This is a genomic window from Rhodococcus sp. SMB37 (genome assembly GCF_004345605.1).
GTDB lineage: Bacteria > Actinomycetota > Actinomycetes > Mycobacteriales > Mycobacteriaceae > Rhodococcus.
The window spans coordinates 1-23,370 of record NZ_SLVY01000018.1 but is presented as its reverse complement, the minus strand read 5'-3'; the positions used below and the strand labels follow the sequence as shown (position 1 = coordinate 23,370).

Genomic DNA, 23,370 nt, shown 5'->3' with positions numbered 1-23,370 from the left:
GTCGAATGCGGTGGTACTCGAGTCCGATTGTGAAGAAAATCGGCCTTGCAGGCGGGCGACGGGATACCCAAGGTGGTTTCGTCACAGTGACGGTTGCAGTGCCCACGTCTCGTCGGATTGTTGCAATTCGATGAAATACGTTGCCGAATAACCCTGTTCGGGATAATTGATTCAAATAGTGTTGCGTTGCAATAAGTTTCGTCCGTCCGCTGCGTCGAATTGCGATCAGATCGGATCCCGCCCGGCCAGGTCTCGCGGGGTGATGTTTCACGTGAAACGAAGCAGCGCGACGGCCCTCTTCGTTCACGTTTCACGTGAAACAATCGGGTCCGTGTTTCACGTGAAACGTGAACCTACGAGGTGTCGACGGTGCCTCCGAGAATTCTTTTGACATACTTGTTCGCGAGCGGAGAAGTGGATACGCGAGACGTGTAAGGGGCGCACGTTCATGGATCCCAGCTCGAGCATCACCCTTGCGAGTCCACGTCGTCGTCTGTCACCGCCGTGCATAGTGAGTATCGGACGCGTGAAGGATGTAGCGTGCGAACCGAGCGGGTCTACGTTTAAGGAGCGTTCTATGTCGGGTGGATCTGAATCCGCTGTTTCACGTGAAACCGAGGCCGTAAGCGAAGACGATTTCTTTCCGGTTCCCGTCGACAGCTTCCCGTCGATGGATACCCCGATCGGTGCGGCTGCTCATCGCGCGAGTCAGGTTCTGCACCCGAGTGAGGCGAATGCGCTCCCCAAGCCGCGCGAACGCCGCGTCCTCACGATTGCGAACCAGAAGGGCGGAGTCGGCAAGACCACTACCGCCGTCAACCTCGCCGCTGCCCTCGCGGTCCAAGGACTCACCGTCCTCGTCATCGACCTCGATCCCCAGGGCAACGCGAGTACGGCATTGGGAGTGCCGCACCACTCCGGCATCGCGTCGAGTTACGAGATCCTGCTGGGTGAGGTAGCTGCCGCGGAGGCGGTGCAGCAGAGTCCGCACAGTGAACGACTCTTCTGCATCCCGGCGACGATCGATCTTGCGGGTGCCGAGATCGAACTCGTCTCGATGGTGGCCCGCGAGAACAGGCTCCGAAACGCAGTTACCAAGGAAGCCCTCGGCGACCGCGACTACGACTACATCATCATCGACTGCCCGCCGTCGCTGGGACTGCTCACGGTGAACGCACTCGTCGCTGCGAAGGAAGTCCTCATTCCCATCCAGTGCGAGTACTACGCACTCGAAGGTGTCGGCCAGCTTCTCCGCAATATTGAGCTCGTCCAGTCGCACCTCAACCCTGCGCTGCATGTGTCGACCGTTCTCCTGACGATGTACGACGGCCGAACCAAGCTCGCGGATCAGGTCGCGGCCGAGGTCCGTCAGCACTTCGGCGACGCAGTCCTCCGATCGGTGATACCACGCAGCGTGAAAGTCTCCGAGGCTCCCGGGTACGGGACGACGGTTCTCGACTACGATCCAGGTTCGCGCGGTGCAATGAGTTATCTCGACGCAGGGCGTGAATTGGCGGCACGTGGGCTTCAGGACAATCAGGGGAACCGATGAGCGCGACACGTAAGGGTGGACTCGGGCGAGGTTTGGCGGCATTGATCCCGACGGGCCCGCCTGTCGAGACACCCGACGATGCTGCAGCAGCTACGGGTGCCGCAACGAAGACGGACACCTCGGCGCAGTCCGACGCTGAGGGGGTAACTGCGCCCGCTTCCGCGAGAAAGTCACCACTGATCAAGACGACGCTCACGCGACGGCCAGGCGGAACCTCCGGCATGAAGATCTCGCCGTCCGGCCTCGGGACCGCAGCGGCCGATGTGATCATCGGCGACGGCAAGCAGGCCCCGAACGGAATTGCAGAATCGACCGACCCCGAATCGACCACTTCGGGTACGGAGACGACAGCGTCGGAGAAGTCGGACACGAACGAACCCCTCCCCTCCCCCACCGGGGCGGTGTACCTCGAGATCCCGATCGACCGCATCGAGCAGAATCCGAAGCAACCGCGGCAGGTCTTCGACGAAGAAGCACTGGGCGAGCTCGTGCACTCGATTCGCGAGTTCGGGCTCATGCAGCCGATCGTCGTGCGTCGGATCGACGGCGACCGGTTCCAGCTCATCATGGGCGAGCGGCGTTGGCGTGCCGCTCAGCAGGCCGAGCTGCCGACAATCGCCGCGATCGTCCGCGATACCGAGGACCACGCGCTCCTCCGCGACGCGCTCCTCGAGAACATCCACCGTGTGCAGCTCAACCCGCTCGAAGAGGCCGCCGCGTATCAACAGTTGCTCGAGGAGTTCGAAGTCACTCACGAGGAACTCGCCGCACGCATCGGTCGCTCGCGTCCGGTGGTCACGAACATGATCCGGCTCCTCAAACTCCCGATCGCCGTCCAGCGACGTGTCGCGGCGGGTGTGCTCTCGGCCGGCCATGCTCGTGCGCTGCTTTCTCTCGAAGCCGGAGCGGACGCCCAAGAGGTGCTTGCCGCTCGAATTGTGGCGGAGGGCATGTCGGTACGCGCCACAGAGGAAGCCGTCGTTCTCGCGAATCGTTCCGGCACACCCGACGTAGCGGCTCCCGCGCGGCGGAAGCCGATCCAGATGCCGGGCTTGCAGGATGTCGCCGAACGTCTGTCGTCGTCGTTCGACACCCGCGTCACCGTCAGCCTCGGCAAGAGGAAAGGCAAGATCGTTGTGGAGTTCGGCTCGGTCGACGATCTCGAGCGCATCGTGACTCTGATGGAATCGCAGAAGTTGGGCACCCAGCAGAACCCCTCTTGACTCCCCACCGGAGCAGGACGACTGTCTAGACCAGAGGTGGAGGCGAAGGAATCTCGTGTCGACACGAGTCACGCCGCTCTTGTTGAGTGGTATCGATCGGTTGCCGCGGCACTCCCGGCGGTGCGTGTTCTGGGAGATGGACCCCGACACCGTTGACGAGGCGCGTGGATTCGCGGACCCCGAGTTCGAGAAGGAAGCGTGGCTGTCGACTGTCATGTTGCAGTGGGGGTCGTGCGCGCAGATAGCGACGGTCGGCGAGAAGGTTGCCGCGTGCGCGTTCTACGCCCCGCCCAATATGGTGCCCCGGGCGCAGCTGTTCCCGACCTCGCCCGTGAGTGCCGACGCGATCCTCCTGACGACCATGCGGATCGAACCGCACGCCGAGGGGTTCGAGGTGGGCACCGACCTCATTCGTGCCGTCGTAGACGATCTCGTACGGCGGAACGTGCGTGCGCTCGAAGCGTTCGGAATTCGAGCGGATGCCGAGGCCGATGCAGTCGGTGACACTCCCTCCGCGACGGCGGCGAACGCGTGCTCCCCTCACGAGTGCATGATCTCCGCCGATTTCCTCGAAGACATGGGGTTCGACGTGGTCGCGCCGCACCATCGGTTCCCGCGCCTGCGGCTCGAACTCGACCGTGATCACGGGTGGAAGGAAGAGGTCGAGGCTGCGTTGGATCGACTGATCGAGGCCGCGTCGATCACCGTCGAGGATTTCGCCGGCCGGACGACGGTGGGAGTGCAGTAGCTTTTCCGCACCAGATCGACAGGAACGGGCACCCTCACCGAGGGTGCCCGTTCCTGTCGAGTGAGACTCAGCGCGTCTCGGTGATCGACAGCTCTTCGGCAAGCAACTCGGCGAAGGTGTACGTCCCGGTCGGCTGGTCGTCTTGACCGAGCAGATACAGACGCTTGACGGCAATGAGTACTGCCTCGGCGATCGTATCGCGATGGCGCGGGTCGGCAAGCACCATGGCGTCGTGTGCGTTGGTGAGGTAGCCGAGATCGATCTGAATTGTCGGCATGTTGGTCAGGCGCAGGAGATCCCAGGTCCGTCCGTGGCTGCGGCAGTCCTGGAGGGGTGTGCGCGCGACTATCTCACGCTGGATGTACCCGGTGAGGACCTGCCCGATCATCGACTCCGAGCCGTGCGAATTGCCGTAGTGGAAGCTGGCAATTCCGCTTGCCATCGGGTTCGAACTCGCATCGCAGCGCAGCGAGATCATCAGGTCGGCGCCGAACGCGTTGGAGGTACCGGCGCGCTCGATGTCGGTGGGGTTCGCGTGGTACGGCCGCGACAGAAATGTCTCCATTCCGGTCGCCGCCATGCGTCCCTCGAGTCGGCGGGCGAGATCCCACAGGATGTCGGCCTCGGAGATGGTGCCGTGCGGGCTGCGGAGAACGATCCCGTGGTGATTGCCCCCGAGGCCCGGGTCGATGACGATCCGCTTGCCGCTGAGCTGAGGCCCGGACCGTCGGACGATCTCTTCCTCACTGATGGCATGCGGCGATCCACCGGAGACGCGAGTGCCGAGTAGCTCGAGTGCCCGCAGGGTCTCGGGCCCGCATATTCCGTCGGGGGCCAGGCCGATCTCCTTCTGGAAGGAGCTCAGTCCGGCGTGTGTTCGGGGGCCGAAATACCCGTCGACCCGATCCACGTAGAACCCGAGATCCTGCAGACGGGTCTGCAACGCCGCCACATCGTCCCCGTACAGGGGCGCGGACAACTGATAGATCAGGGTGCGGGCACCGAGACGGTACGACGCTTCTTTCAGCGACCGATACGTTGCGGGACCGACGATGCCGTCGACGAGCAGACCACGCTGTTGCTGGAAGGCGCGCACAGCACCGTCGAGCTCGTGATCGAAGACGACGTCGGAGCCGACCCACTCGTCGGTGGCTTCTGATCCTCCGTGGAGAAACCCTAATCCGGCCAGTGTGTTCCGGATCTCTGCGACAGCAGGACCGTGGTCGCCGTGACGAAGAGGGCGCATGTGTCGGGGGCCTTTCCGTGCTGACCGGAGTGCCCAGCACGCGCGGGGCAGCATCGAACGGAATTGTCTCAGATGCGCCCGAGATCGATGCTCACGGGCGCACGGTCGATCCTGGGACGTTACTACAGGACCTCGTCGAGCTCCCGGAGCAACGCCGCCTTTCCCTTCGCGCCGACGATGGTCTTCACGGGCTTGCCACCGGAGAACAGGATCATGGTGGGGATCGACATCACCTGGTAGTCGCGAGCCGCAGACGGGTTGGCGTCGATATCGAGCTTGGCGACGGTCAGCTTCTCGCCGTGCTCACCTGCGATTTCCTCGAGAACCGGGGCAACCATCTTGCAGGGGCCGCACCACGTCGCCCAGAAATCGACGAGCACAGGCTTGTCTGCCTGCAGTACGTCTTCGACGAACGACGAGTCGGTGATGTTGACGGTGTTTGTCATGTTGTTCTCCTGCGCAGTGATGGGGGTGGGAATCGAGGGGGGACGCTCAGGCGGCGGCGATCAGGCTTCGACAGCGACCGGCTCAGATACCTCGCGGTTGGCGACGAGCCAGCGTTCAGCGTCGATGGAGGCGGAGCAGCCCGTACCCGCGGCGGTGATCGCCTGGCGGTAGGTGTGGTCGACGAGGTCGCCCGCAGCGAAGACACCGGGGACGGATGTCGCGGTGCCGGGCGCGGAGACCGAAACGTAGCCCTCGTCGTCGAGATCGACCTGACCTGCGACCAGAGAGCTCCGCGGATCGTGACCGACTGCGACGAACAGACCGGTCACGGCGAGATCGCTGCGCTCACCCGTCACGGTGTCCTCGATGACGAGGTTGGTGACGCTGTTTTCACCCTGGACCTCGGCGACAGCCGCGTTGGTGAGGAATCGGATCTTCTCGTTCGCGCGTGCACGCTCGAGCATGATCTTCGAAGCACGGAATTCTTCGCGGCGGTGGATGAGCGTGACGCTGCGCGCGAAGCGGGTGAGGAACGTGGCCTCTTCCATCGCGGAGTCGCCGCCACCGACTACGGCGATGTCCTGATCTCGGAAGAAGAATCCGTCGCATGTGGCACACGCGGAGACACCGCGGCCGAGAAGTTTCTCCTCCCCCGGCACGCCGAGGTAGCGCGGCTCGGCGCCCATCGCGAGGATGACGGCGCGGGCGTTGTAGGTCTCGCCGTTCGCGACGACGGTCTTGATCGGGCCCGTCAGGTTCATTTCCTCGACGTCCTCGGTGCGGATGTCGGCACCGAAACGGAGAGCCTGTTCTCGCATCTGGTCCATCAGCTCGGGGCCCATGATGCCCTCGCGGAAGCCCGGGAAGTTCTCGACCTCGGTGGTGGTCATGAGTTCGCCACCGAACTGGGTTCCTTCGAACACGAGCGGGGAGAGTTCGGCACGCGCCGCGTAGATCGACGCGGTGTATCCGGCCGGTCCCGAGCCGACGATGATGAGGTCGTGGATCGTGGGCGAAGTCGTCATGCGAGCCTTCCGGGGTCGTGTGCTGTGGGTGGGGACGCAGTCAGCGCCCACGGTCGTCCGTGCAGGTGAGGCCACGGCCGAGCTTCAAGTATCAACACCAGGGTAAACGGTGTTGTTCCCTGCTCGCCGTGCCTCACGCCACAGTCGGTGCGGACGACCCCCGAGGCGACCCCGGGAGGCACGATCGGATCGGGTTGGACGTCAGACGGTTGTCGGGACCCCCTGCAACGTCCTCCGGATGACGCAGTGGGTGCCGGTGTAGATGGTCGGCATGCACTTGTTGCAGTGGATGCACAGCCCCTCGCGAGCGGTGGCGTTGTGGAACTTGTTGACGACATCCGGGTCGCGCAGCAGTGCCCGGCCCATCGCGACGAACTCGAACCCTTCGTCGAGCGCGGTCTCCATCGTGTCGAGGCGGTTGATGCCGCCGAGCAGGATCAGGGGCAGCGACAGTTCCGACCGGAACTGCCGGGCCATGGGCAGGAAGAAGGCCTCCTCGAACGGAAGCTTCGGAAAGATCTTCGGACCGTAGAGCTTCAGTCCCCATCCGACGACCTTGGCCTGCGATGCGACGAACTCCTTCATCGGAACGTCGCCGCGGAAGAAGTACATGCCGTTCAGGAGTGAGCTGCCGCCCGTGAGCTGCATCGCGTCGATGTGGCCGTCGGCTTCGATGAGCTGTGCCATCGGCAGCGATTCGTCGAGCCACAACCCCTGGGGGACGCCGTCGGTCATGTTGAACTTCGCGATGACGGCTGTCTTGTCCCCCACCGCGCGTCGTACTGCCTCGAGCACTCTGCGCGGATATGCGGTGCGGTTGGCGATGCTGCCGCCGTAATGGTCCTTGCGCTTGTTGAGGTTCGGGCTCATGAAGGAGCTCAGGAGATAGTTGTGTCCGAGGTGGACCTCGATGGCGTCGAATCCGGCGTCGACCGCGTTGCGGGCCGCGGATGCGTAGGACTCGACGATGTCGTCGAGCTGTTGGAGCGACGCGCCGCGGACGAGCCCCATTGCGGGTGCGCTGATGCGTGTCGACGGAGCGATGGTGCTCATGCCGTTCGATATCTGGTTGGCGACGAGGCCGGCGTGACCGATCTGTGCGGACGCAAGCGCTCCCTCGGCGTGCACGGCATCGGTGAGACGTCGCAGGCCGGGAACGGATGCGCTGTCGAGAACGAGAGTGTCGCGGTGAACGCGGCCGCTTTCGGACACCGAGCAATAGGCGACAGTGGTCAACGCTGTTCCGCCGCGCGCGACTTCGGCGTGGAACCCGACGAGTTCATCGCTGACTGCTCCGCGAGGCATGACGCCTTCGAACGTGGCGGCCTTGATGATTCGGTTGCGAAGGGTGAGCGGTCCGAGCCGGGCAGGCTCGAAGACTGTGGGTCGCGGCGAAGTCATACCCCTACTTTCGATGCCAGTGGTACCGTAATTAAGATCCGACTATAGCGCGTGCGGCACCGCTGACGCCATGATCCGTCCGAAGAGAAATACAGGCTGTATGTCCGATGTTGCTCCCGGGCGCCCCCGCGACCCCCGAATCGATGCCGAAGTGCTGGCCGCTGCCCGCGAGATGCTCATCGAGGTCGGCTGGGACGGGATGAGTATGCGTGCACTCGCCGCGCGCGCCGGTGTCGGCCGGGCGACCTTGACGCGCCGCTGGCCCACCAAGGCGCACCTCGTTCTCCACGCGCTGCTCGGATCCGCACCCGATCTCGAGCCGTACACAGGCATCGATCGTCGCGGCTGGATCGAATGGGTCGTCACCGGCAGTGTGGAACTCTTCTCACGCCCGGAGGTGCGTGCTGCCCTACCGGGCCTGCTCGCCGCATTGCGGGACCACGACGATCTCCGGAACACGCTGTGGCGCACGTTCAGCGGACCGAGCACGGCCCTGTTCGCCGGCGAGACCGATCACGATTCCGAAATCGATGCGCGCGCGGTCCTGGTCATGGCTGCCGGCTCGGCGCTCTTCGCGGGGCTGATCGCCGCCGAGGACGACACCCCGGAGTTACGCGCGAGAATCCTCGAGTTGCTGCTCCCCGCGGCCGAAGGCTGACCGACCGGCATCACCCCAGAACCTCGACCTGGATCGTTGCGGGATCGTTTGCCCCGCACCGAGTGCCCACCACGAGCGCCGTGATCTGCGGGGCCTGCGGTCCGCCGAGCAGGATCGCGACGGCATCGGAGTTGCCCACTCGGATCTCCCGCGACCCGAGAATCGGGCTGTCCGGTTGGAATCCGTTCGCCGACAGGCAACCTCGCAACCGTTCTTCCTCGGACAGCGGGCCGAGTCCGGTAGCGCCGACGAGTTCTCGCAGGGACGCCGGGGTGAGCACGTTCTGTCCAGGGAGGGAATCATCCTGCGAGGGTGGGACGCCGGATGCGAGCGGAGGTCCGACGGTGTCGTCGGCGGCACCGACGCCGCGGAGGACGAGAGCGAACACGACCGCGAGGGCCGCCGCGGCACCGATACCCGCGACGGCAAGGATCCGTCTGTTGCGGCGTGATTCCCCGTGGTGCTGTGCGAGGCCGTGCAGCGTCGCGTCGAGACGCGCTGCGACATCGGGAGGTATGGGTTCGGTGGCGGGTTCCTCACCCCACGCGTGTAGTCGAGCCTTCACGGCGTCGAGCCGGTCGATCACAGCCATGGCGTGGTGGTCTTGCCGCACGAGCGGCCACAGCCGCTGGGCGAGCTCGTCGTCCAGCGCCCCCGCGTGGAGATCAGCGAGTAGATCGTCGGAGTACGGCGGACGTGGAAACTCGTCCTCGTTCATGCGCGGTTCTCCTCGGCGACTCGGGGGCCCTCACCAGAGTAGGACGTACGCGGTTCACGATCGGTTCCCCCTGAATCGAAGGTCGTCGAGAACGAAGGCAAGTTTCTTGCGGCCACGTGCGCATCGGCTCTTGATCGTGCCCTCGGGAACACCGAGTCTACGGGCCGCTTCCTTCACCGAACAACCTTCGATATCGACGGCCACCACTGCGGCGCGCTGATCGGGTGGGAGCGCGAACAACGCAGCCCCGACATCGAGGGTGAGCTCGAGATCGGAAATCCGATCGTGTTCGTCGCGGATCTGTTCGACGTCATCGGGGTAGCGGGCAGCGATCGGACGTACTCGGTTGCGGCGGATGCGATCCAGGCACGCGTTGACGACGATGGAGTGCAGCCAGCTGAGCACTGCGGCGTCGTTCCGGTACGTGGCGGCCATCCGGTGGGCCGAGAGCATTGCGTCCTGCAGCGCGTCGGCTGCATCCTCGTCCGAATAGCTCGTGCGCTTGGCCACGTGCCACAGATGGTCGCGATGCCGCGACACCAATGTCCCGAACGCATCCCGGTCCCCTCCGACATGCGCCGACAGCAACTCTGCGTCCGACATCTTTCCGATGTCGGGCACAGCGAGTTTTGCGATCCCCCCGAAAATTCGCACGCGCGGATGGTATCCGATTTGTCGGATGATTCCCCGCGGTGCGGGGTCCTACTGCGCAGCGGTGAAGGTCACCTCGGAGATCGAACTCTTGTGGCCGCCGCCGCTGGTGCTCAGATCAGTGATCCACAGCAACACATGCGATGTGCCCCCATCGGCCTCGACCGGAATCTCGGTCTCCCCCGAACCCAGTGTGGCAGAACCGATCACCTGGGTCTGATCGAGAGAAGACTGAGCCGACGGTGCACTGCGCACCTCGAGCACCGTGCCGGGCGAATCGGTGGTGACGGTCACCGACGACAACGTGGATGTGTCGGCGAGCGTGACCAGCAGGCCCACACCGTTCTTCAACGACGGGAAGGGATCGAAATAGGCGTCGGTGCTCCATTCGGTGCTCGGATCGCCGTCGATGGCCTGCGACGCGGTCGCCGGAGAATCGGGGGTCCCCTGCGGTGAGAACACCTCGACCGCCGTCGCGGAGACGGGTCCGGTGGCCACCGGAGCCACGGCCCCGCCGGCTCCGTCGGTCCCTTCGCCCTCGCCCGGCGTCACCGGAGCTTCGGATGTCGGTGTGAGCCCGAAATCCTGGCTGGTCAAAGGCGCGTCGCTGCTGTCGCCTGCAAGAAGATTGGTGATCCACCAGCCGATCAACGCGAGGATGATCACGGTGACGATGCCGAGGCCGACGAGCGCCATGAGCATCCGCTCGGAATGCTTCTTCTTCTGCGCGAGCGCTTCCGGGTCGGCGAGGGCGTGGGTCTCGGATGCTGCCGTGCGCTGTCCGAGCCGCAACGCGGGCATCATGTCGGTCTTCTGATCGACCACCGACGCCTGGTCGAGGATGTGCTGCACCGTCGCCGCCGTCCGAATGCCGCCGTCGGTGGACAACGCACGCACCGCGACCGCGGAGATCTCGAACGGAACGTCCGGACGGATCGCACGAGGCTCGACGGGAACACCGTCGGGACCGCGCTCGGCGATCGGCATTCCACCGACGGTGCCGCCACTGCGGGGCGGAGCCGCCTTGGGGACACCCGGGATACCGGGTTCGTCGAGCGGCCAGCGACCGGTGATCAACCCGTACAGTGTTGCGCCGAGCCCGTGGACGTCGGAGATCGCGTCGGCGTCCGAGAAGGTGGCCGGGAACGCGAGCACCGCGTCGCCCGCGACGCTGATGCGGATCCGGTCGGGGTGATCGATCGACAACGCGCTTCCACCTCGGTGGGTGGACTCAGCGGCCGCGGCGAGTGCCCGCACGGCACGAGCCGCGCCGATCGGCGACGGATCGGTGGTCGACATCTCCTTCAGGGACCGGCCCGGTGTCCACTCGGCGACCACGATGCCGCCCGAGCTACCACGCACGACGTCGAGCACACGCGCGAGACCGGGTGAGTTGATGCGTCCGAGTCGCAGCGAGCGCGACAGCACGGCCTGTGGAGAGTCGGGCCCGGTGGTATCCGAAGCCCGTTGGTCGGCGTCGACGAATGTCAGAGCCACTTCACGGTCGAGCTTGACGTCGAGCGCCTGCCAGAATCGCAGTCCGCGTGCTCCCCCATGAGGCGCGAGCAGCCGATAGCGGCCTCCGGCGACCGACGCGCCCGCGATGAGATCAGGTCCGCGCATCGTGCGACGAGGCGCGTTGCCCGACACGCGGACGGGCGGCAGCTGCGGCGAACCGATCGGGATGACGCCCGTGTCGGTGTGCGGATCGCGCGGCGGAGCGGCATCGGGGTTCTTTGCCCCGGGTGCGGGGGGACGGTTCGCTGCTCCCACCTCGCCGGCGGTGGCCTTCGTGCCTTCGGCAGCGGGGCCGGCGTTGGTCCGGTTCGCTGAATCGAGCGCGGACTTGCCGGCAGCGTGGTCGTCGCTCACCCTTACTCCTTCGTTGTCGACTCGTCCGCCCTCTGTACGGAGACGGGGATCGCCGGGAGCCACGAAGTATCGCGGTCCACGCCGCCCGGGTCGAATCTGTTGACCAGGGTACGGGAGTTGTGCCCGGTGATCGTCGGGACGGGGCAAGTCCCGAATCGCAGGAATGACCTCTGTGATGGCGTCGTACGGCCCGACTCCGTACTCCCCGTAGTCGATACGTGGCAGCACAACCGTGCGCTCCAAGTCGGTTTCGGGGTAGTCGTAGCGTCGAGGAGCGGGCAGCGGTCCGGTCGGTGGCGGTGTCCTCGGATCGGCGCCGGAGCCGGCGGATCCCGGCGTGTCGTCCGGTGCGACCCCGCGCAGCGCACTCACCTTGCGTCGGATCATGGCTTCGATCGAGAGGATCTCCGGAACCTTCAGCAACCACATGCCGACGAGGGCGACCAGGATCATGAGGACCCCGGTGATCCCGACCCGCACGAAGGAACCGAGACCGCCGAACCGCTCACTCAGCGCGTCGAGCTGCAACAACCTGTCGGCGAGCAGCACCACCCCAGCAGCGGTTGCCGACGCGAACACCACATGCCAGACCGTCCGTCCGACATTCGCCATCTGCAGGTCGCCGAGGGTGCGATGCAGCAGGAATCCCCCGATGAACGCGCCGACCGTGAACGCCACACCTGTCGCGACGCCGAGGAGCACGACGACCTGGCTGCCGTCGCTCGCGATGAGGGGCGCCAACGCGGACAACCCGATCTTGACAGCGGTGATCCCCAGAATGATCCACGTGGGTGTCCACGCCTGCTCTCTCGCGTAGAACACCCGGAGGTGGATCAGCACGAGTGAATAGGGGATGAGTGTGAACGCAGACCAGCTCACCGCCTGCCCGAGCAGCTCGGCGTTCGCACCGCCGAAATTGCCGTAGCCGTACAGGGCGGCGCCGATCTGCGGACCGGCGATCGTGAGGAAGGTGACGATGGGGATCAGCGAGATCATCGTCAGGCGGGTCGCGACGGAAAGATCGTCGACGACGGCGGGCGTGTCGCCGTCGGCGGCATTTCGACTCAATCGCGGCATGATCGCGGTGAGTACGGTGACGCCCAGCACGCCGTACGGCAGCTGCAGAAGCAGCCACGCATTGTTGTAGATGGCCGGACCGGCCTCGTCGGCTCCCGACGACACCCGGGTCGCGAAGACCATGCCGGCCTGGCTGATCAGCACGTACATGATGATCGCCGCAGCCATGCCGCCGAATTGGCGGAGCCGGTCGTCGAGTCCCCACAGGGGTTTGAGGTTGATACCTTCCCGCCGTAGAGCGGGGACGAGGCACAGCGCCTGGGTGACCACGCCGAGGAGCACACCGATCCCGAGGACCAACAGTTTCGGGTCGCTCATCCGCACCGGGTCGAGGGTGATGTCGCCGGGCATCAGGTAGTACAGGACCAGCACACAGAGCACGACGACGTTGTTGCATACCGGCGCCCACGCGCCGGGCTTGAACACCTGCCGGGTGTTGAGAATTCCCGTGAACAGGCCCGACATGCCGTAGAAGACGATGGCAGGCAACAGCAGATACGACAGCGCCGTGGTCAGCGACGTCGAAACCTCACCCGAATCGTCGAGGAAGACGTGTGTCGTCAGAAGCGGGGCGGCTGCGACGGCGAGCACCGTCGCGGTGCCGAGAAGCAAGAGCGCCGCGGTGAACAGCCTCCGGATGAAGGCCTCACCGCCGTCGGGGTCCTGCCGTTCGGCTCGGACGAGGACCGGCACCACGATCGAGGTGAGCACGGCACCGAGCACGAGCTCGGAGATCATGTTCGGGATCTGGTGCGCAACCGTGAACGAGCTCGCGACCCCCGCGCCCAGCAGGGTGAGGATGAGGAGCTGCTTGAGGAAGCCCGTGATGCGGCTGATCAAGGTGGCGATCGCGATCGACCCGGTCGCCGCGAGCAGGCTCTGGGCCTTGCCGGACCGAGCCGATCCGGTGATGTCCGGCGACGTCGTCGGTCCTCGAGGCCCCGTCGGTCCCTGAGACTCACTGTGACCGGTGGCGCCCCCGGTACCGGTACGGGTGGGGTTCCCGGTCATCTCTCTCCATATCCTTCATCGGCCGGATCCGGCTCCCCCCGGAAACGGTGCAGAAGTCGCCGCCCCGCCAGGAACAACAGGAGTGCCCCCGCACAGCCTGTGACGATGGCGAGAACCTGGCCGTACGCATTGGAACGTACCGTGACCTGCGTGGGGCTGCCGAGTGGCAGACCGGACTCGGTCGTGAGCGCGAACTCGACCTCGATCTTCCTCGAGTCGCTGATCTCGGCAGGCACGGTCAGTGTGCGGCTACCTCTCGGCGGAAGTTGCGTGGGTCCGATGTCGGTGATGTCCATTGCGCTGGGCACGTCGACGTGCAGCCGGACGGTGATACCCACGGGCAGATCGTTGCGGGCTACGAGCAGCAACGGGCTCTGTTCCGACGTGAGGGTGAAGACACCGCCCGGTGCGAGCACCGTGACCGACTCGAACATCCGATCGATGGCCTCACGGGCCTGGGTCGCTCGCTGTTCGGCCTCTGCAGCGGCCGCGTCCGGATCGGTGCCGCGTCGTCCGGCCAGCGTCATCGCGCGCAGCATGTCGTTCCGCAGCGGCGCGGTGTATGCACTCGGGGTCAGCTGGGCCTGCGGATCTTCGACGAAGGCCTCTTCGAGCCCGTCGAGACGAGGCATCTGCGCCGATGCCTCGTGGACCACCGGCGCGGGCGCACCATCGGTGATCGCCTGCTCCGGATACGTCAGCAGTGACGCGACCGGGGCGCTGCCGGTCGCCGCGGCGGCGGCGACCATCTCCTGGAACGGCTGCACCGTCGCGAGTCCCGATTTCATCAGCGTCGACACCATGGACAGGGTCCGAGCAGCATCGTCGGCGGATGCCGACCACACCTGTGGTGGCGCGAGCACCACCGAATCCGGTCCGGCAGACGGTGCCGATTCCGACGAAGAATTCAGGGCAGGCCAGGCGATGGCTCCGAGCGCGTCCTGGAGCCGGGCGGTCGTCGAATCGTCGGTGAGGGTGTAGCGCGACGAATCGGGTACGTACGACGGAGTCTGCGGTTCGTCCCCCATCGCAGCCAGCGCGGCACCCGTGGCGCTGTCGAACAGGCCCGCTGTCAGGCCGTCCACACCGCTGATCCGGACAACCGCGGAGCTGGGATCCGCCTTCTGCACGGCATCGTCTGCGAGTAACGCGGTCACCGGCCCGTCCGCCGCGATCATCGCGCCGGCTTTCTCGGTGAGCACGCCGGAGTCGGGCCAGATCACCGAGTCCACAGAGGAGATGCCCAGCGTCGAATCGATGATCTCGGTGGGTGAGTCGAGTGCGGATTCGATCAGTGATGCGCTGCCGGTCTCGGCGAGCGCCGTCAGATCTACCTGCGCATACGGAACGGAGGTCGTGCACAACTGTGCGGACAGGGCCCGCAGCCGCTCGAGCCACGCGATCGCCGCGTCGGTGCCCGTGCCGGGGTGCGCGTCGCCGGTCGGATCGGCCGGATCGGCCACCACCAGATAGTCGCGGGTCATGTTCGCGACCGTGACCAGCAGATCCGGGTCGATCGCGAGACACATCGCGTCCGCGACCTGCTCCTCGTTCGCCACGGCATTTTCCGCGACACGGAGCAGACCGTCGAGACGACCACCTTCGGCGAGGGAGGTCGCAAGGTCGTCGTCGACGAGACGGACCGGTTCGGTCGCCGATCCGGGCACTCCCGCAGCTATCCGTGGCCGATCGGCGAGCGGCCACAGAACGGTCGTCGGGACAGGAGTCGACCGTTCGGGCGGCACCGCGGGGAAATCCTTCCCCCCGGCCTCTGCAGACGTCTCCCCGAGCGAGGTCGGTCCGCTCGTGTCGGTGCTCCCGTCGGTGCTGACCTCGTCGGCGGCGGGCACCCCGAGGACAGGAAGCAGGAACCGGGCGTCATCGAGGCGCGCCTGTCCGCCGTACTCGGGGACACCGTTGACATTGACGAGCAACGGGTACACACCCGGAGCGGTGATGTTCAGCGACGGGACGAGATCGGAGCGCAGCGGCAGTTCGAGAGTGAATTTCTCCCTCTCCCCCTGGCCGAGTCGATCGCTGACCACCTCGAACTCTCCGACCGTGTCGAATCCGGCCTGATCCAAGGTCAATGCGCTGCGGAGGGTCGCAGAATCCGCGATGGCCTGCGCGCGCTGCAGACGCACCCAGACGTCCTCGACGTCGCGATCGCCGATGTTGGTGACAGTGCCGGTGACCGTCACGACGGGACCGCTGGTCAGCGACACCGTCGACGGGGTGACCTCGTCGATGTCGAGCCGGAGGAACTGCGGTTCGTCGGTCGTCTGCGCAGTTGCGGAACCCGGAATCGGCCCGCCCAGAGCTACGAGGACCAGCGCGAACACAGCGAGGACCGCGGCGCCGGTCCGAGAAAGCACCACCGTCATCCGAGCGCGGCCCCCGGATCGTCGGCGTCTTTCAGCCAAGCGGGGTCGATGTCGGCGATGAGCTGATCCGCGACGTCGGCGAGTTTGCGTTCGTCCGCGTAGGCGAGCCGTGCCCGCAACTCGGTGAGCGGCACCCAGGCCACCTCGGTGACCTCGATGTCGGCGTCGGAGAGCTCACCGCCGAGGTAACGGAGGAGATAGTGGTGGACGGTCTTGTGGACGCGGCGTCCCTCGGTCACGAACCAGTAGTCGATGCTGCCGAGTTCGGCGAGGACCTTGCTGCGCACACCGGTTTCCTCGTGGACCTCGCGCATCGCGGTCTCTTCTGCCGTCTCGCCCTTCTCTATGTGGCCTTTCGGCAGGGACCACAGCAGTCGGCCGCGGCGGTCGGTGCGACCGATCAGCGCAGCGCACAGCTGATCGGGTGGGCCGCCCAGTCCGTCGACGACGAGACCGCCGGCGGACGTCTCGCGCACGGTGCGCATGCGGGTGTGCGGTGTCGCGGCCGACCCGCCGCGCACGGGTGATTTGCCGCCCGAACCGCGCCGCCGCGGATTGCGGCGGTTGCGGTTGGCACGTTCTGCGGGCGACACCTGATCGATAGTAGTTGTAACGGCCACTGTGCCGGTTCAACTACACACACGGCCGGTTCAGCCACACGTCGGTGCCTGTCCGACCACGAGGATGGGCAGCTCGGTAAAGTTCGAAGGCGTGAACTCTCCCACCACGGACGCCGATCGCCGCGCCCGACTGCTCGCCGGCGCCGACTCGACGCTGCGCGCACTTTCGGATGTCCTGGCGCCGCTCGGGGCGCGATTCGCCGAGGCGGGGTACGAGCTGTACCTGGTGGGCGGCAGTGTCCGCGACGCCGTGCTGGGGAGATTGGGCACCGACCTCGACTTCACGACCGACGCCCACCCCGAGCTCGTACAGGAACTTCTTCGCGGATGGGCCGACCACCAGTGGGACACTGGCATCGACTTCGGCACGGTGAGCGCGTCGAAGGGCCCCGAACAGATCGAGATCACCACGTTCCGCAGCGACGCGTACGACCGCGTCACCCGCCATCCCATCGTCGAGTACGGCACCCGGCTCGAGGACGACCTGGTGCGCCGTGACTTCACCGTCAACGCGATGGCCGTCCGGGTCGGCCCCGACGGCGCCGGCGAGTTCGTCGACCCTCTCGGTGGGATGGACGCGCTGGTCGCGGGAGTGCTCGACACTCCGGCGCGGCCCGAGGATTCCTTCCACGACGACCCGTTGCGGATGCTGCGCGGCGCGCGGTTCGTGTCGCAGCTCGGGTTCACCCTCACCGAGCGGGTGCACACGGCGATCGTCGAGATGGCCGACGAGATCCTGCGGATCAGCGCCGAACGCGTCCAGGCCGAACTCGACAAACTGATTCTCGGCGCCTACCCCATCGAGGGCATCGACGTCATGGTCGAAACGGGACTCGCGCAGCGGGTGCTTCCGGAGATCCCGGCGATGAAACTCGAGATCGACGAACACCACCAGCACAAGGACGTGTACTGGCATTCGCTCACCGTCCTGAAACAGGCGATCGATCTCGAGGACGGTGATCCCGATCTGGTGCTGCGCTGGGCAGCGCTCCTGCACGACATCGGCAAACCGGGAACCAAGCGCAACGAGGCGGGGGGCGGCGTGAGCTTCCACCACCATGAGGTGGTCGGTGCGAAGCTCGTTCGCAAGCGGATGCGGGCATTGAAGTACTCCAAGCAGATGATCGAGGACGTCGGTCAGCTGGTGTTCCTGCATCTGAGGTTCCACGGGTACGGCAAGGGGCAGTGGACGGACTCGGCGGTGCGGCGCTACGTGCACGACGCCGGACACCTTCTTCCCAAGCTCCACAAGCTCGTGCGCGCCGACTGCACCACCCGCAACAAGCGGCGTGCTGCGTCGCTGCAGGCCACCTATGACGATCTCGAACATCGCATCGCAGTGATCGCCGAACAGGAAGACCTCGCGCGGGTTCGTCCCGATCTCGACGGCAACGCGATCATGGAACTGCTCGGGATACCCGCAGGCCCGCAGGTCGGGAAGGCGTGGAAGTTCCTCAAGGACCTACGCCTCGATCGCGGGCCGCTCGAGCGGGACGAGGCCGAGGCCGAACTCCTGAAATGGTGGGACCAGCAGCCGAAGGCGTGAGTGTTTCCGTCTCCTCACACTGGCCTCGAGGCTCCGTGAGGCAGATGTCACAGTCTGCTCACCGCGTTTGATCCTGCCGCAACACCGTGTCCGCAGCATGGATACCGGGCCATTCACGAGACGGCCCGGGCAGGAGCTGGGAATGCAGGACGCGAGCGCATTGGTGAGAACCGCCTGCTCGTATTGCGGCGTGGGATGCGGGATGGTCCTCGAGGTCGGCGTCGATCCGAGCACCGGAACTCGTCGCGTCCTCGATGCATACGGCGACAAGGAGCATCCCACCAATCGGGGGCGTCTGTGCACGAAAGGCGCGACCAGCGCCGCGATGCTCGCCGGGGGCGGCCGACTCGAGACCGCGCGCGTGCGCCCGGAACGCGGCGTCGATCAGGTCCCGGTCGCACTCGAGACCGCGATCTCGGACACCGCGCGCCGTCTGAACGCCATCATCGACGAACACGGGCCGGACGCCGTCGCACTCTACGTGTCGGGCCAGATGTCTCTCGAGTCGCAGTACCTGGCCAACAAACTCGCAAAGGGGTTCATCGGCACCAACGGGATCGAATCGAACTCGCGGTTGTGCATGGCCGGCGCCGGCACCGGATACAAGCAGTCGTTGGGATCGGACGGCCCGCCCGGCTCGTACGAGGACTTCGACCACGCCGACGTGTTCTTCGTGACCGGCTCCAACATGGCCGACTGCCACCCGATCCTGTTTCTGCGGATGATGGATCGAGTCAAAGCCGGAGCGAAACTGATCGTCGTCGACCCTCGCCGCACCGCGACCGCCGACAAGGCCGACCTGTTTCTGCGGATCTCCCCCGGAACCGATCTCGCTCTCCTCAACGGCCTGCTGCGTCTCATCGTCGAAAGCGGTCACGCGGATCGCGACTTCATCGACGAGCACACCGACGGCTGGGACGCGATGGAGGAGTTCCTCGCCGACTACCCACCGGACGTGGTCGCTCGGATCACCGGAATCGACGAAGACGACATCCGGACTGCGGCGCAGTGGATCGGCGAGGCCGGCAATTGGATGAGCTGCTGGACCATGGGCCTCAACCAGAGCACCCACGGCACGTGGAACACCAACGCGATCTGCAACCTCCACCTCGCGACCGGGGCGATCTGCCGGACCGGTAGCGGCCCGTTCTCTCTCACCGGCCAGCCCAATGCCATGGGCGGACGCGAAATGGGTTATATGGGACCGGGTCTGCCCGGGCAGCGCAGTGTGCTGTCGGAGGCGGATCGCGTGTTCGTCGAAGACCGGTGGGGTGTTCCGCGCGGCACACTGCGCACCGAGGTGGGTACCGGCACGATCGACATGTTCGAGAAGATGGCCGCCGGTGAGATCAAGGCCTGCTGGATCATCTGCACCAACCCCGTCGCGACCGTCGCCAACCGTAAGACCGTTCTCGAGGGTCTCGAGAAGGCCGAACTCGTCATCGTCCAGGACAGTTTCGCCGAGACGGAGACCGCCGACCACGCAGATGTCCTCCTGCCCGGCGCATTGTGGTCCGAATCCGAGTACGTGACGATCGGTTCCGATCGAACCCTGAATCTCATCGGACAGGCCGTCGACCCGGTCGGCGACGCGATGCCCGACTGGGAGATCATCGCCCGAGTGGCCACCGCGATGGGATTCGGCAGTGCCTTCGACTATTCGAGCGCCGACGAGATCTTCGAGGAGATCACCGGGTTCGCGAATCCGGACACCGGGTACGACCTGCGGGGAGTGACCTACGACCGGTTGCGTGAGTCGCCGGTGCAATGGCCGTGCCCGCCCGGATCAGGCAGCCGCAATCCCATCCGTTATCTCAACGACGGCATCGCCCGCCCCCGGTTGGTCCGTGACGACGGCACTGCCCCGCGTTTCGTGTTCGCCACTCCCGACGGACGGGCCCGCTTCTTCCCGCGCCCGCACGTGCCCGCCGCCGAACTCCCCGACGACGACTTCCCGCTGGTCCTCAACACCGGACGGGTGCAGCACCAATGGCACACCCTGACCAAGACGGGCAGGGTCGCCAAGCTCAACAAGCTCGAGCCCGGTCCATTCGTCGAGGTCAACCCGGACGACGCGCAGCGACTGGCGATCGCCGACGGCGATCGCGTCGAGATCACCTCGCGTCGCGGTCGTGCGGTGCTCCCCGCGGTGGTCACCGACCGAGTGAGCCCGGGCAACTGTTTCGCGCCGTTCCACTGGAACGACAAGTTCGGCGAAGACTTCACCATCAACGCCGTCACCAACGACGCGACCGATCCCGTGTCGCACCAACCCGAGTTCAAGGTGTGCGCGGTCGCGTTGATGAAGGTGGAGACGCCGGAACCGGTGATCGACGACCCCGCCGGTCGTGTCGCGTCGGTGATCGGCCTCGGCGACATCGAGGCACCTGTACTCGACGAGACCGAACGAATCTACCTGTCCGGCATGCTCGCCGGGATCCGCTCTAGCGATCTCGGCGGTGTTCCGGTGCTCCCGGCGTCGGCGCCGTTCTCACTTCCGAAGCGCGCCTGGATCGAAGGACTGCTGGCGGGGGTCTACTCGCGAGGACCCGAGTCCGCCGATCCTGCTGCCGAATCCGACGGTGTGCCGGTCGTGGTCGCGTGGGCGTCCCAGACCGGCAACGCCGAAGAATTTGCCGGAGAGTGCGCCGAGCGGCTGCGAGCAGCGGGCTGCGCAGTGCGGTCGATGTCGTTGAACGAGCTGGGTGTCGCCGGTCTGGCCGATGCTACGAATCTTCTTGTCGTTGCGAGTACCTTCGGCGACGGTGACGCCCCGGACAACGGTGGCACCTTCTTCGCGGCATTGTCCGGAGACAGTGCTCCTGATCTCACAGAGCTGCGATATGCGGTTCTCGCATTCGGTGATTCGAGTTTCGACGACTTCTGCGGCTTCGGCAGAAAACTCGACGAGCGACTGACCGAGCTCGGCGCAACTGCTCTCGTCTCCCGCGTGGAGTGCGAACCCGACTTCGAGGAACAGTCGGTGCAGTGGCTCGGTGAGATCGAGTCGCACTTCGGTGGTGCTACCGGACCTGCGCGACCCGCGGTCGCCTCCGCGCCGGTCGTCCCGTCCTACTCGCGGAAGTCTCCGCTGATCACGCGGCTCACCCGCAATGTGTGTCTCAGCGGTGCCGGCTCGTCGAAGGAGGTGCGTCAGTTCGGGTTCGAACTATTCGATCCGGCCTTCGAATACAGCGCGGGTGATTCGCTCGGCGTGGTGCCCACCAACCGGCCGGACACCGTGGACGAATGGCTCCAGGTGACCGTGCTCGACGCGGAGGCGCCCACCGAGATCCCCGGTCTTCCGACGATCCCGCTTCGCGAGGCCGCGACACGGCATCTCGACATCACCAGGGTGACACCGGACCTGCTGAAGTTCGTGCAGCAGCAGACCGGCAGTGCCGAACTCGCAAAGCGCCTCCGGCCCGGCAACAAGCTCGAGCTGCAGCGGTGGCTGTGGGGAAAGCAGGCCATGGACATCCTTGCCGAATATCCGTTCAAGGCACCGCTGGACGAATGGTTGCCCCTGCTCGAACGACTCCAGCCACGCATGTACTCGATTTCGTCGAGCCCGAAGATCGATCCTCGGGAAGTGCAGCTGACTGTGTCGGTGGTGCGGTACAACAACGACGGTCGAGGCCGCGCCGGGGTGTGTTCGAGTTTCCTCGCCGACCACAGCAAGGGCGCCGACATTCCGATCTTCGTGCAGCGCAGCAACCATTTCCGGCCACCGTCGTCGCCGGATACACCGATGATCATGGTGGGTCCGGGTACGGGGATCGCACCGTTCCGCGCGTTCCTCCACGATCGACGGGAGTCGGGACACACGGGCCGCAACTGGTTGTTCTTCGGCGATCAGCGAATCGACACCGATTACCTGTACCGGGACGAGATCGAGGCGATGCATTCGGACGGGTTCCTCACCGAACTCGACCTCGCCTTCTCCCGGGATCAGCGACTGAAGATCTACGTGCAGGACCGCATGCGCGAACACGGTGCGCGTCTGTGGCGCTGGCTCGAGGAGGGTGCGCACTTCTACGTGTGCGGCGACGCAGCGAGGATGGCGAAGGACGTGGACCTGGCTCTGCGTGAGGTGGTGCAGGCCCACGGCCGGATGGATCAGGATCAGTCCGCGGCCTACGTCGACGGACTGGTCACGCAGAAGCGTTATGTGCGTGACGTGTACTGAACTCCCGGGTTCCTGACCAAGATCGACGCATTTGCTCCGAGTCGCACTCGATTCGTTTACAGTCCCCCAAGAACGCGTGTGCCGCAAGATGGTCGGGGAGGTTTGTCGTGGAGCTCTGGCTCGGGGACGTGTCCCAGGAAGTATCCACCGGCGACCTACCCGAATGGAACGAGGTGGATGCACTCGTCGAGGCTGCGTATCGACGGTATCGTTCTGTCGGCGACGGCGCGGTGGCCGATTACATTCCGGCACTTGCCGCGGCCGATCCTGAGCAGTTCGGCGCGTGTGTGGTGGGTACGGACGGCGGTGTTCATTCGTCCGGTGATACGCAGATCGAGTTCTCGATCCAGTCGATCTCCAAGGCGTTCGTCTACGCCCTGGCATGTCAAGAACTCGGTCACGAACTGGTCCGTGAACGTGTGGGGGTGAACAACTCCGGGGCTGCCTTCAACTCGGTCATCGCCATCGAACTCAACGACGGACACCCGATGAACCCCATGGTCAATGCGGGGGCGATTGCGACGACGGCCCTCGTACCGGGTGCCTCTGCAGACGAGCGATGGGAGGCCGTCCAGATGGGCTTGTCCGAGTTCGCGGGGCGGCCACTGGAACTCGACGCCGCCGTCTATCGGTCCGAATCCGAATCGAATCAGCGCAACCGTGCCATCGCCCAGCTACTCGCAAGCTACGGGCGCGTCGAACTGGACCCGGACGAGGTCGTCGATGTGTACACGAAGCAGTGTTCTCTGAAAGTCGATGCACGGGACCTCGCGGTCATGGGCGCGACCCTCGCGGACGGAGGCGTCAACCCGCTCACCGGTAGGAGAGTCGTACCACCCGGAGTATGTCGCGACACGCTGGCCGTTCTGTCTGCGACGGGATTGTACGAACGCTGCGGTGAGTGGCTGCAGGGCGCCGTAGTTGTTGATTAGCGACCCTGTGAACTGGGGTTTTCGCTTTATTCGAGGTGCTGTCCGGGCCGGTGGAGCGGGCATGGGGACA

The 23,370-nt window shown here is 65.6% G+C and carries 16 protein-coding genes; 7 read left to right on the top strand and 9 right to left on the bottom strand.

Translation table 11 applies throughout. From position 1 onward, the window contains the following. Positions 1-577 precede the first annotated feature (577 nt). Genes EV641_RS23820 through EV641_RS23810 form a run of 3 tightly spaced genes read left to right on the top strand, consistent with a single transcriptional unit; the run spans position 578 to position 3,523 of the window. The gene (locus tag EV641_RS23820) at positions 578-1,552 is read left to right on the top strand and encodes a ParA family protein (protein WP_054713242.1); all 975 of its coding nucleotides are present in this window, start codon (positions 578-580) and stop codon (positions 1,550-1,552) included. Further along, positions 1,549-2,775, top strand: a complete 1,227-nt coding sequence (locus EV641_RS23815; RefSeq protein WP_132475099.1) for a ParB/RepB/Spo0J family partition protein — start codon at positions 1,549-1,551, stop codon at positions 2,773-2,775. The genes EV641_RS23820 and EV641_RS23815 overlap by 4 nt, the downstream gene beginning before the upstream one ends. Positions 2,776-2,830: 55 nt before the next feature. After that, positions 2,831-3,523 (top strand): hypothetical protein, encoded by a 693-nt coding sequence (locus tag EV641_RS23810; protein ID WP_054713243.1) that lies wholly within the window; start codon positions 2,831-2,833, stop codon positions 3,521-3,523. A 67-nt stretch (positions 3,524-3,590) separates the two neighbouring features. Here the strand turns inward: EV641_RS23810 and EV641_RS23805 are convergent, their stop codons facing one another. The 4 genes from EV641_RS23805 to EV641_RS23790 all read right to left on the bottom strand — a co-directional run bounded on the left by EV641_RS23805 (position 3,591) and on the right by EV641_RS23790 (position 7,642). After that, positions 3,591-4,769: an N-acetylmuramoyl-L-alanine amidase gene (locus EV641_RS23805; RefSeq protein ID WP_132475096.1), complete on the bottom strand. Its 1,179-nt coding sequence runs from the start codon at positions 4,767-4,769 to the stop codon at positions 3,591-3,593. A 122-nt stretch (positions 4,770-4,891) separates the two neighbouring features. Continuing rightward, positions 4,892-5,215 (bottom strand): thioredoxin, encoded by a 324-nt coding sequence (gene trxA / locus EV641_RS23800; protein WP_054713244.1) that lies wholly within the window; start codon positions 5,213-5,215, stop codon positions 4,892-4,894. Positions 5,216-5,275: 60 nt separating this feature from the next. Next, positions 5,276-6,241 carry a thioredoxin-disulfide reductase gene (trxB, locus tag EV641_RS23795; RefSeq protein WP_132475094.1) on the bottom strand — a complete coding sequence of 322 codons (966 nt, stop codon included), beginning with the start codon at positions 6,239-6,241 and terminating at the stop codon, positions 5,276-5,278. A gap of 201 nt (positions 6,242-6,442) precedes the next feature. Beyond that, positions 6,443-7,642 (bottom strand): NADH:flavin oxidoreductase, encoded by a 1,200-nt coding sequence (locus tag EV641_RS23790; RefSeq protein ID WP_132475091.1) that lies wholly within the window; start codon positions 7,640-7,642, stop codon positions 6,443-6,445. Between the two features lie 100 nt (positions 7,643-7,742). Here EV641_RS23790 and EV641_RS23785 point away from each other — a divergent pair, with 100 nt between their 5' ends. After that, positions 7,743-8,300 (top strand): helix-turn-helix domain-containing protein, encoded by a 558-nt coding sequence (locus EV641_RS23785; protein WP_054713245.1) that lies wholly within the window; start codon positions 7,743-7,745, stop codon positions 8,298-8,300. A 10-nt stretch (positions 8,301-8,310) separates the two neighbouring features. On the opposite strand, the gene EV641_RS23780 is transcribed toward EV641_RS23785, so the two are convergent. The 5 genes from EV641_RS23780 to EV641_RS23760 all read right to left on the bottom strand — a co-directional run bounded on the left by EV641_RS23780 (position 8,311) and on the right by EV641_RS23760 (position 16,606). Next, positions 8,311-9,018 (bottom strand): hypothetical protein, encoded by a 708-nt coding sequence (locus EV641_RS23780; RefSeq protein ID WP_132475088.1) that lies wholly within the window; start codon positions 9,016-9,018, stop codon positions 8,311-8,313. 54 nt (positions 9,019-9,072) lie between these two features. After that, positions 9,073-9,621 (bottom strand): RNA polymerase sigma factor SigM, encoded by a 549-nt coding sequence (sigM, locus tag EV641_RS23775; RefSeq protein ID WP_054713249.1) that lies wholly within the window; start codon positions 9,619-9,621, stop codon positions 9,073-9,075. Positions 9,622-9,720: 99 nt separating this feature from the next. Then, entirely contained in the window at positions 9,721-13,629 is a 3,909-nt protein-coding gene (gene murJ, locus EV641_RS23770; protein ID WP_132475086.1) for a murein biosynthesis integral membrane protein MurJ, read from the bottom strand. Continuing rightward, positions 13,626-16,013 carry a glycoprotein gene (locus tag EV641_RS23765; RefSeq protein WP_132475083.1) on the bottom strand — a complete coding sequence of 796 codons (2,388 nt, stop codon included), beginning with the start codon at positions 16,011-16,013 and terminating at the stop codon, positions 13,626-13,628. The genes murJ and EV641_RS23765 overlap by 4 nt, the downstream gene beginning before the upstream one ends. Further along, entirely contained in the window at positions 16,010-16,606 is a 597-nt protein-coding gene (locus EV641_RS23760) for an NUDIX hydrolase (protein ID WP_132475080.1), read from the bottom strand. The genes EV641_RS23765 and EV641_RS23760 overlap by 4 nt, the downstream gene beginning before the upstream one ends. 118 nt (positions 16,607-16,724) lie before the next feature. Here EV641_RS23760 and EV641_RS23755 point away from each other — a divergent pair, with 118 nt between their 5' ends. The 3 genes from EV641_RS23755 to glsA all read left to right on the top strand — a co-directional run bounded on the left by EV641_RS23755 (position 16,725) and on the right by glsA (position 23,300). Further along, complete coding sequence (locus EV641_RS23755; RefSeq protein WP_132475077.1) at positions 16,725-18,179, top strand: CCA tRNA nucleotidyltransferase; 1,455 nt, start codon at positions 16,725-16,727, stop codon at positions 18,177-18,179. 142 nt (positions 18,180-18,321) lie between these two features. Next, positions 18,322-22,368 (top strand): bifunctional nitrate reductase/sulfite reductase flavoprotein subunit alpha, encoded by a 4,047-nt coding sequence (locus EV641_RS23750; RefSeq protein ID WP_132475074.1) that lies wholly within the window; start codon positions 18,322-18,324, stop codon positions 22,366-22,368. Positions 22,369-22,475: 107 nt separating this feature from the next. Beyond that, positions 22,476-23,300, top strand: coding sequence for a glutaminase A (gene glsA / locus EV641_RS23745; RefSeq protein WP_132475071.1), 825 nt, complete (start codon positions 22,476-22,478; stop codon positions 23,298-23,300). Positions 23,301-23,370 lie beyond the last annotated feature (70 nt).

Bases quoted from the DNA above. Each gene is read 5' to 3' on its own strand.
- EV641_RS23750 (WP_132475074.1), top strand. From the start codon at position 18,322: ATGCAGGACGCGAGCGCATTGGTGAGAACCGCCTGCTCGTATTGCGGC.
- EV641_RS23765 (WP_132475083.1), bottom strand. From the start codon at position 16,013: ATGACGGTGGTGCTTTCTCGGACCGGCGCCGCGGTCCTCGCTGTGTTC.
- sigM (WP_054713249.1), bottom strand. From the start codon at position 9,621: ATGTCGGACGCAGAGTTGCTGTCGGCGCATGTCGGAGGGGACCGGGAT.
- EV641_RS23805 (WP_132475096.1), bottom strand. From the start codon at position 4,769: ATGCGCCCTCTTCGTCACGGCGACCACGGTCCTGCTGTCGCAGAGATC.
- murJ (WP_132475086.1), bottom strand. From the start codon at position 13,629: ATGACCGGGAACCCCACCCGTACCGGTACCGGGGGCGCCACCGGTCAC.
- EV641_RS23815 (WP_132475099.1), top strand. From the start codon at position 1,549: ATGAGCGCGACACGTAAGGGTGGACTCGGGCGAGGTTTGGCGGCATTG.
- trxB (WP_132475094.1), bottom strand. From the start codon at position 6,241: ATGACGACTTCGCCCACGATCCACGACCTCATCATCGTCGGCTCGGGA.
- EV641_RS23780 (WP_132475088.1), bottom strand. From the start codon at position 9,018: ATGAACGAGGACGAGTTTCCACGTCCGCCGTACTCCGACGATCTACTC.
- EV641_RS23785 (WP_054713245.1), top strand. From the start codon at position 7,743: ATGTCCGATGTTGCTCCCGGGCGCCCCCGCGACCCCCGAATCGATGCC.
- EV641_RS23820 (WP_054713242.1), top strand. From the start codon at position 578: ATGTCGGGTGGATCTGAATCCGCTGTTTCACGTGAAACCGAGGCCGTA.
- trxA (WP_054713244.1), bottom strand. From the start codon at position 5,215: ATGACAAACACCGTCAACATCACCGACTCGTCGTTCGTCGAAGACGTA.
- EV641_RS23790 (WP_132475091.1), bottom strand. From the start codon at position 7,642: ATGACTTCGCCGCGACCCACAGTCTTCGAGCCTGCCCGGCTCGGACCG.